Annotated in this window: 1 protein-coding gene; it reads left to right on the top strand. The window is 63.7% G+C overall.

Going from position 1 to position 399, the window contains the following annotated elements:
- Positions 1–399 (top strand): hypothetical protein (locus tag ACTJLF_RS34755; RefSeq protein ID WP_440884923.1); only part of this gene is annotated, 399 nt, incomplete at both ends.

Raw genomic sequence — 399 nt, 5'->3', positions numbered from 1 at the left:
ACGCGTTCCTGAACTGGGTGAGCCTGGGCATCAACCTGATCGGGCTGATCCCGATTCCTCCGAGCATGGCTGCGGCACGGATGAGCCTGAGGCCGACGCTGCATCTTGTGAGGCAGCAACTGACGACTGCAGCCTCCAACCTGGGCGAGGCGATCGTCACCACGCTGGTAGGCCACCTGAACGCCACCATCATGGGCGAGCTGGACAAGTTCATCGACGGCGCGATCGCCAAGCTCGACGGCATCCTGAAGAGCTGCGCGGACCTCGCGGACAAGATCATCGACAACCTGGTGGACGTGATGCGCCGGGTTCTGGGGCAGAAGGACCTGTTCACGGTGGGCACGCCTGCAGTGGCAGAGACCAAGGTGCACGACCCGAAGACGCAGAGCACGTGGAGCC

Source organism: Variovorax sp. 22077 (assembly GCF_052044195.1).
Classification (GTDB): domain Bacteria; phylum Pseudomonadota; class Gammaproteobacteria; order Burkholderiales; family Burkholderiaceae_C; genus Variovorax; species Variovorax atrisoli.
Note: the sequence above shows the minus strand (reverse complement) of the source record. Positions and strands in the feature narration are given on the sequence as shown.